Origin of the sequence: Marivita sp. (assembly GCF_017643905.1) — a bacterium.
GTDB lineage: Bacteria > Pseudomonadota > Alphaproteobacteria > Rhodobacterales > Rhodobacteraceae > Marivita.
Window position 1 is genome coordinate 1 of the sequence record NZ_JAEPMO010000174.1, and the last position, 7,856, is coordinate 7,856.

The following is a 7,856-nucleotide window of genomic DNA, read 5'->3' on the forward strand; positions in this document are numbered from 1 at the left end:
TCAACAACCGCCGCCTGCTGGAACCCATCGGGAATATCCCACCAGCCGAAGCAGAGGCAAACTTCCACGCAGCTCTGGAAAGATCAGATATGGCAGCGTAACTAAGACAAATCAGCCTCCGGCAAACCCGGCGCGGTTCAGAACTTTCCCTGGACCGGGTGCGTAACGCGGTCGAGATGACCGCAATCGCGGCCTGAATAGTCAGGCCCATCGCCGTTGTCACGCTCAGAGCGAACCAAAAGCAAAGCCCGCAACGGCACAGGTCTTGTTGCGGACATTCACAGTCAGAGAGTTCTGCATCCGCCGGACGCAGGTCGCACAGCAAAAAGTTTCGGCGCAGGGAAACGGCGTGGCAGTCAATACCGCCACGCTTGATTGGAGCTACACTTTTCGTGTGTTTCGCAGCCGTTCAGGTTATCAGCAACATGCCCTCGTCGAGCGGATAGTTGCGCTCGGGAGCTTTGATGAACATTTCTGTCACAGTATAGTAGGTCTGACCAGACGCCTGTTTGCGTTCGAGACTATAAGTAAGGATGCCCCGCGGTGCATACAGCTTGGCGGTGATCCCATGCCCGACCAGCAGACGTTTGAGATCGCGGGCAAAATTGGTTATGATTGAGTTGTTCTGGCTTGCCTCGCCCACCTTGCAGGCCATCAGGTAAATCTCCGGGAAGGAACCTTCGGCAAATCCTTTGCTCATCAATTGGGTCAGGAAAGACTCCGGAGAATAGCCAGCGAACACATTGGCATTGCTGTGCGAATTGATGATCAGTTTCTGCTTACCGCCGGTTTTGGTGGGTGCCATCACGTCGGCACCCAGCATTTTGAAGGCGGTGAAATCGGGCTGGTGATAGTAATCCGCGAGTGCCTTGAGCTTGGCTGAACGCGCGGCCTGATTGTCCCAGTCGAGGGCCATGTAAGTAAGCATTTTGTTTCCTTTCTTTTTTCAGGGTGAGGCAAATGTCAGGACATACGAAGAATGTCCTTGCGGTAGGGCTCTACTTTCTGGGCGATGTCGTCTTTGAGGCCATCGAACACGGTCGAATTGAGAGTGAAATCCCGCCACCAGCATTGAAGCGAAGCCAAAGCAGTGGGATCGAAAATCACGCGCCACGGATCGGGCATGGATGTCAGCAGAACGTAGCAACGCAACACCGTGTCCGGGCCGTCTGTGGTCCAGCAAATGCCGTGGCCGTTTGCTTGTTCGTTTCCACTGTTCCACCACGAATTGGCCAGAGAATGCCCGGCTCCGTCGGCCGCGGTCAGGATTGGTTTGAAGTCCGGAATCGGATCGATGATGGAATTGCACTCGGAAATCACGTTTATGATTGCCGTGCCAAATCCGACGACGGGAACGGATTTTTGTTCCACCCCGCTCCCCGACTCAGTCCAGCCGATCTTGCCCAATACACTGAAGAAAGTATTGTAATCTCCGGATTTCATTGCGGCGCGCCAAGCAAGGATCAGGCTGTTTTCAATCGCAGTGGCGCGGTCGGGTGGGGTGCCGTCAGAGAGGGCGACAAGCACCCCCTCCACAGCTTCGAGTGTATCGGTCATCGGCCCACTCTCAGATATCAAGGTCGAGCACGAAGCTCTTGGCCTTGTCGCCGAGCTTGGTCACGACGTTGTCGCGCACATTGGCATAGACCTGACTATCGAGGGTCAGGGCATTGGTGGCCTGATTGAGCGTGGTGCTGGCCGAGTTGAAGTTGAAAAACAACACGGTCGTGTCCTGCTGCTCGGCGTCGTAGTAAAACGCCATGGTCTTCATCGCGACAGCACCGTTGTCTTCGGAACAGACCGAGATCTGGAAATTGCCCGCCTGGTCCGAACTCGAGGAATGGTCGAAAAGCTTGATGCGCCCGTCTTCCTTGGGAAGCTTGCGCATCGCGTCCAGAGCGGCAACAACGGCCAGCTCTTCCTGACCGGTCAAGGCTGTGGCGGCCAGTTCGAGAACGGCCTCGTCCATTGTGAAGGACATTTTCTTGCTGGTGTATTTCTCCCAGTTGAAACCTTGGGTGACCCAGCCGACATTGCCGAGAACGTTGCTGTAGAAGCTGTACCAGCTCATCACGTCATCTTCGCGGCTGTGAGCCTTGTCGGCCGCCAGTTGCGCCAGCAATGTCGAGTTCAGCACATCCTCGCGATTTTGGCCCGAGACACCGGCGACAAAAGCCACCACGCTACCACCGTCCACAAAGGCCTTGGGTTTCTGGATGCTTGCCGCCATTGCGCTCGGTTGGATCGGCATTTTTCGGGCCGTTGCGACTTCGGTCGAGGTGGGGATGTCAAGCGTGTCGATGTATTCGGCGGACATGGGTCTTTCCTTTATGCTGGTGGGGTTAGATGTCGATGTGTTGAATCGCGTCGACAGCGGCCTTGCCGAGTTTGTCGGCTATGGGCTTGTCGATCCGTTGCCAAAGGTCGGCGTTCAGCGTCAGTTGGACATGTCGTGAATGCAGCCGCGTTTCGGCGCTCATACGGGTCAGGAAGAAGCTCTGCCAACGGTCGGAGGTGCCGTCGAAATCGAGATAGGCCAGGGTGGTCGTCAGCTGACCATTGGCGTTCATGCTGACTGGGGCAGTGGCGAAACAGATGCCCTTTGCGGTCAGTGTCTTGTCCGACCAGAACGTGGTCATCAGGCTGTCCAATGCAGGGATCTGCGCCACCGTTCCAATGGCGTCAAAGACGGTTTTCAGGATGCGCTGCTGGTCGGTTGGCAAGTATTGACCGCCAAGCTCGACCACCGCATCGGCGGGTGTGGCATTGCCAGAGGCCTGGGTGTATGTCATCTCGCCCGCGTCGGTCACGTTCCAGGCAATCGCGCCCATCTCGCGGACGACGCGATTGAAGTAAGCCTCGGTGCCCATGGTCAGCTTCTGTGCGCGGCAGACCGCCTCGGACCAGAGCAGCGCAAACGGCACCGCGTTGGACGGGGTAACATCGGGCGGCCCCATAATCAGAGACGCGCCTGCCGATGTCAGCCGCACGGTCACGATGCACCTGCTTTCGCCGGATCTAGGTCCAGTTGCGTCTGCTTGATTTTGCCGGCCAGTTCCGCGGCTAGCTTGGCTTTCAGTGAAACTTCGTGTTGGCGGTATTCAATCCAGTTGAGCATCATCAGTGCGGGCCGCGCAGAGAAGGAAAAATCCGTGTCTGGCGACACCAAGTCGCGCCAGCTATCGGCAGTGATGCGCATCGCGAAATGCGCAGCGCCTAGGTAGGGGATGCCGAAAAGTTCGAGGATCGGTCCGACGCTCAGGACGCGCAAACCCACTTCGACATGGGTGCTGCCCCACCATTCGTCGAGCTGACGTGCGATCTCGTCTGGGGGATCTTTCAGAGTGTTGCAGGTGGCATTGGCGGCGGCCAGGATCGTCGATCTGTCGATCGTGAAGACATGTCCGAAACCGTTTTCGACCATGTCGAGCAGCGCCAGAACACAGACAATCAGCGGGACCTGCGGATCGGAGGTGATCTTGTGTTCGACCGCTTCGACCTCAAACACCGTCCAGCCATGTGCTTTGAGACTGCCAATCATCGCGGTGTAGTAAGCATCGGTCGTTGGATCGGGATTGGCGGCGCGTGCATCCACCTGCGCTTGAGTGAACGTATAAAAATACGCATCTAGCGAATTCGCAGAAACCGATGGCGAGACGCTCATCAACCCATTGGGCGCAGTGGCGACGGACAGCGAGGCGATCATGATGCCTCTCCCAAAAGACCCTTAGGCAGCGTTCTGAAATGATCGAAGAACTTGTCGCCCAACTTTTTCTCAAGTTCCCTGCGTTGCGTTCCAAAGACCTGGAGGTTCAGCTCGCATCGGATGTGATAGACCGACATATCGATGGAGTTTTCGAGCACATTCTCGAAAAACGCCGCAGGCGATTTCGGATGCAGGGGCTTTTCCCGCGGGAAGAGTACCCCGCCGTCAGGCACTTCGAGTGCGCCAAGGTCGACAGAGAATTGGGCCAATTCAAGGACGATGCTATCGGGGTCGATATCGACGGCCGCGAGGCTGGCATAGAATGGTTTAAATTGTCTGCCCGCCTCCCACCACATCTCCAAAAGATCGTCGGAATTTCCGGTTTCGTGCGACAGGTCCTTCAATTGATCGACAGCGGTTTCGATGGCGCTGCTGGGAGCGTTCATCATAATGCGGTCCGCGACACTTGTCGTGCCCCGCGAGGACTGGGTGCTGATCTGGGAGTTTCCTGCGGAGGTGATAACCCAGCCGACATTACCCATGGCAGAACTCCAGGCGTTGCGGAATGTATCGACAGAGTTTTCGGGGTCACTGGAACGCTGTGCGCGAGCCGCAGCATTGGCGAACACAAGGCTTATAAGAGCGTCCTTCAATCCTGCGGTCGGATCACTTGCTGTTGTGATGGCAAAAATTTGATCGACCACGACTGTTGGGCGGGGCATGGGACATCTCCTGGCGACTGAAAGGTAATTAGGCACAGCGGCATGCGGGTCTTGCCGCCGTGCGAAAGGGAGATCAAAGATCGAGCGAGGTCTGCTTGATGTGGTCTTTTTCTTTACCCGCCAGCTTGTCGATGATTTCATCTTTGATCTGATCGTACAGAGCCATATTCAGATTCATCTCAAGGTTGTAGGCAGTGACAGAGAGATCGGCACTGTCCTTCTCGACGAACAACGATCGCCAGTCGGTGGCCGAGAAATCGAATCCGTAATAAATCATCGAGATATTGGAGGCGTTATTCACGACCGTGAGCGGACCCATTGCCATGTTGGTCTTGTTGGCGCTTGTCGAAGCCTTGTTCCAGAAAAAATCGAGGAAGTTGTGTACGCCGACATCGGGCTGCTGGATAGCGTTAAGAATCCCGGCCAATTGTTTCTGCTGTGCGGCGGAAAGATAAGGGTTGAGGATCGACTCCACGATGCCAGCGGGCGATATCTTTTCGGCGGACTGGTGGTAGTCGAGCTTGCCCGCATTGGTCACGTTCCAGGCAAGTTGCTGAAGCTCTTTTGTCATTGCGTCAAAATAGGCCTCAGTGGCCGCGTCGGGATTCACGGTCCGAGCATGGGCCTGCGCAAAGGTCGTGGTATAGCTCCAGGCGTCGATGAGGGATTGCGGAACGGAAGGGTCGCTGTAGGCGATTGCGCCGTCTGCGGCGGTTAGGTTCACTTTGGACATTGGACACCTCATGTCTCGATGTTGGGCGGCGTGGAACTGCCCGTCTAAGTTTCTGTTTTGCGTCAGGAAATCTGCGCTCCGGACAAGTAGACGTTAGGGCAGACGGTGTCCTGAAATCCTGAAATCCTTCTGAAATGTTTCCGAAATAAAAATGCTGCAGCCCCGGAGGGCTGCAGCATGTCATGTCTGTCCCGTGGAGATGTTGATCAGGCGTCGCGGACGGCACCAAATGGCGCGAGTAGAGTCAGCCGCCCGGCACCACCCCGTTTGGCGTCTGGCGCTGGGCCGCAAGCCTTTGGGTCGTCCTCCCGCGCAAGGGCCTGTAACCACGCCTTCGCTGTCTCTCCCCCTCCAGCTGGGTCGCGATTGACAAGCAGGCGCGTTACCAGCGGCGCGGCGACTGAAGTACCCGAAATGCGCACCATTGCCCCGCAGGCAGAGCCAGCGCTTATGACGCCTGGCAACGCGGGGCTGTCGTCACTGGGAGCGGCAGCATCTGGAAACGGGCCGCTTTCAAGCGCGGTTGCGGAATAATCCGACATCCGTCCATTCGACCGTGTATATCCGCCGATCACCAAAGGCCTCGTTCCGCCGGTGAACCCACTGATTGATCCGGTGCGGCGAACTGGGCAATCGCCCGGCGGATCGACAGCTTGAGGAGCGCCCGCCGCGTCGAACTTACGGTAGCAAGGGTTGTCGAAATAAGTCTGACGCCCCAACGGTCCAAAACCGGGCAAGGATTCGTCGCGTTGGATCCAGACTTGGACTGGCGCCGCAATCTGGGCGGTTTCCGCCAAGTGCAACGAGATCCGCCATTTGCCCGAGCAGGCAATGGCGGCATCGGGCGCTAGGCTCGCCGTCGGGTTGATATTGATGGTGTAAAGCCAGCCAAACTCTGCGCGGCGCGTGCGCCGAAGCGAAAGCCGCGCCACATCACGAGACTGCCCGTCGTTGAGCCTCTGCACGGATTGTTCTGGCAGAGGCGCGGGAGCGCTTTTTTGTCCTGTCGGCGAGATCAGCGTGACATGTACTGGGGGGTCGTCAAGGCCCCCGCGGCCACGAGGTATCCAGATTTCGACATGGCTGACCGTGCGGTCATCAGGCAGGACTTTTAGAAGCAGTTCCTCATGACTCGAATTGGCGAAATCGACGGCCGCGTGCAGTTGCAGCATGTTGTCATTGCCCGAAGGAATGACCATGTGCCGGACCTGGGACGCATTGGGTGCAAAGATATCGTCGAGAAGCCGCGCGACAGGGCCGGACGCGTTGTGAGGCCCGTCAGAATTGCCATAGCTGAGGTTGAACACGACTGGCGGCGCAGTCTCGGTCAAGGAACCATCTTTGCGCGCAACGCGATACTGCGCTGCGCGGTCGCCAAGAACCTTGAGCGCCAGCGCGAGCGCAGGCAGTAGCGTCTGCCCGGTAACATCTTCGGTCACGCGCGCGGGAAGGCTTGCGCAAAGGATGGGGCGGTCTGCCGGTGCCTCCTGCATCCGGTATCCCGCGGCAAGACCAATAACATGGGTGCCATGCGAGCGTCTGAGGATCGCGGGGGAAAAATCGCGGTTGCCGAAATCGATCAGCCCGGCTTCGCGATAAAAAGCGGGCTCGTCAAGCAGCCCATCGATCGTGTGACGCAGCAGCAGAGTGTTGATATTATTACAATCAAGTGCCGCCCCATAGCTTTGCCGACCTGCTTCGAAATGGCGTGTCGCCACGCCCAAAATATAGCAATAGTCAATGCGGCTCCGGCACAAATCGGCACGAAACACATCGTGGCCAATTGCGATCCCGTCGTCGACGACCGCAGTAAGTACCGTGCCCTCGGACACGGGAATGGGAGCGGCATCCGGCGACCACGGAGGCGCATCTGGGTCGAGATGTTGTGGCGGCACGTGGTTGCCCAGATGCAGGTCAGCGATGCCATAGCGCGCAGGCTCGTCGTTGAGATGCCGCAGAACCGGCGTCTGTGCGAAGATCACCGCGAATGTCAGCGCCGGGTTCGCGCGCTCCTGCAGGCTGTAGGCCGAGGGCAAGATGATTTGACCAGGAAAAACCCCGGAGGTTGCGATTTGGATGTCATCGAGCGAGGCCCCGTCAAGCTCAAGCAGCGCCGCCCACCAAAGCGTATCGGCCGGTGCCGGATAATGCTCGGCCCCGCGGCTCAGCCGGAAGTCGGTAACGGCGTTTCCGACAACTCCGGGGGAAGGAGTGTCCCATGTCAGGCTCATGACAATTCCACCCACTCCGCGCACGCTTTTTGCCAGAGCCATTCGAGGGGCGTTTCGGGCGCCTTGCGTGCGTCCTCCTCCGACTCATCGCGAAGCCGGTCGAAATGGGCCCAGTCGGTGGCTGTCTGGCGGTCGCGCTTGACGTCGTATAGCGCGTGCCAATTGAAATCACTGGCTTCGGGAAAGGCCTGGCCGTCGAAATGATAGCTACCCGCAGGCAGGGTCTTTCCACGCCCCGCTGTGATAACGATCTCGGCAAGCGAAAGCCCCAGGAATGCACCTGCCGCGCTGTCGACGGGGAAATGCACGCCAGCAACGGTTCGATTGATCGCGATACGCGCGGCCTGACGCATGATCATCTCACCCCATTTGGGATCGCTGTAGATGTCTTGCCTGGAAGAGCGTAAAAGCCGCCAAAGCAAGCGCGCTATTACAAAAGCCTCAGTCGCGTGCCCACTGGGCAA

The 7,856-nt window shown here is 57.8% G+C and carries 9 protein-coding genes; all 9 read right to left on the reverse strand.

The annotated features are described in order from the left end of the window. Nucleotides 1–409 precede the first annotated feature (409 nt). The gene (locus tag JJ869_RS20225; RefSeq protein ID WP_292270072.1) at nt 410–916 is read right to left on the reverse strand and encodes a hypothetical protein; all 507 of its coding nucleotides are present in this window, start codon (nt 914–916) and stop codon (nt 410–412) included. A 47-nt stretch (nt 917–963) separates the two neighbouring features. Further along, nucleotides 964–1,557: a hypothetical protein gene (locus JJ869_RS20230; protein ID WP_292270074.1), complete on the reverse strand. Its 594-nt coding sequence runs from the start codon at nt 1,555–1,557 to the stop codon at nt 964–966. 10 nt (nt 1,558–1,567) lie between these two features. After that, nucleotides 1,568–2,317, reverse strand: coding sequence for a hypothetical protein (locus JJ869_RS20235; RefSeq protein WP_292270075.1), 750 nt, complete (start codon nt 2,315–2,317; stop codon nt 1,568–1,570). A 25-nt stretch (nt 2,318–2,342) separates the two neighbouring features. Then, nucleotides 2,343–2,996 (reverse strand): hypothetical protein, encoded by a 654-nt coding sequence (locus tag JJ869_RS20240; RefSeq protein ID WP_292270076.1) that lies wholly within the window; start codon nt 2,994–2,996, stop codon nt 2,343–2,345. After that, complete coding sequence (locus JJ869_RS20245; protein ID WP_292270077.1) at nt 2,993–3,706, reverse strand: hypothetical protein; 714 nt, start codon at nt 3,704–3,706, stop codon at nt 2,993–2,995. Before JJ869_RS20245 ends, JJ869_RS20240 begins: the two co-directional genes overlap by 4 nt. Further along, nucleotides 3,703–4,410 (reverse strand): hypothetical protein, encoded by a 708-nt coding sequence (locus tag JJ869_RS20250; protein WP_292270078.1) that lies wholly within the window; start codon nt 4,408–4,410, stop codon nt 3,703–3,705. Before JJ869_RS20250 ends, JJ869_RS20245 begins: the two co-directional genes overlap by 4 nt. Nucleotides 4,411–4,501: 91 nt before the next feature. Next, the gene (locus tag JJ869_RS20255; protein ID WP_292270081.1) at nt 4,502–5,161 is read right to left on the reverse strand and encodes a hypothetical protein; all 660 of its coding nucleotides are present in this window, start codon (nt 5,159–5,161) and stop codon (nt 4,502–4,504) included. 206 nt (nt 5,162–5,367) lie between these two features. After that, nucleotides 5,368–7,392 carry a S8 family serine peptidase gene (locus JJ869_RS20260; RefSeq protein ID WP_292270082.1) on the reverse strand — a complete coding sequence of 675 codons (2,025 nt, stop codon included), beginning with the start codon at nt 7,390–7,392 and terminating at the stop codon, nt 5,368–5,370. Further along, nucleotides 7,389–7,856, reverse strand: a 468-nt coding sequence (locus tag JJ869_RS20265) for a phosphatase PAP2 family protein (protein ID WP_292270083.1), incomplete at its 5' end; no start/stop codon positions are given. The genes JJ869_RS20260 and JJ869_RS20265, both read right to left, overlap by 4 nt.

Bases quoted from the DNA above. Each gene is read 5' to 3' on its own strand.
- JJ869_RS20225 (WP_292270072.1), bottom strand. From the start codon at position 916: ATGGCCCTCGACTGGGACAATCAGGCCGCGCGTTCAGCCAAGCTCAAG.
- JJ869_RS20230 (WP_292270074.1), bottom strand. From the start codon at position 1,557: ATGACCGATACACTCGAAGCTGTGGAGGGGGTGCTTGTCGCCCTCTCT.
- JJ869_RS20235 (WP_292270075.1), bottom strand. From the start codon at position 2,317: ATGTCCGCCGAATACATCGACACGCTTGACATCCCCACCTCGACCGAA.
- JJ869_RS20245 (WP_292270077.1), bottom strand. From the start codon at position 3,706: ATGATCGCCTCGCTGTCCGTCGCCACTGCGCCCAATGGGTTGATGAGC.
- JJ869_RS20255 (WP_292270081.1), bottom strand. From the start codon at position 5,161: ATGTCCAAAGTGAACCTAACCGCCGCAGACGGCGCAATCGCCTACAGC.
- JJ869_RS20260 (WP_292270082.1), bottom strand. From the start codon at position 7,392: ATGAGCCTGACATGGGACACTCCTTCCCCCGGAGTTGTCGGAAACGCC.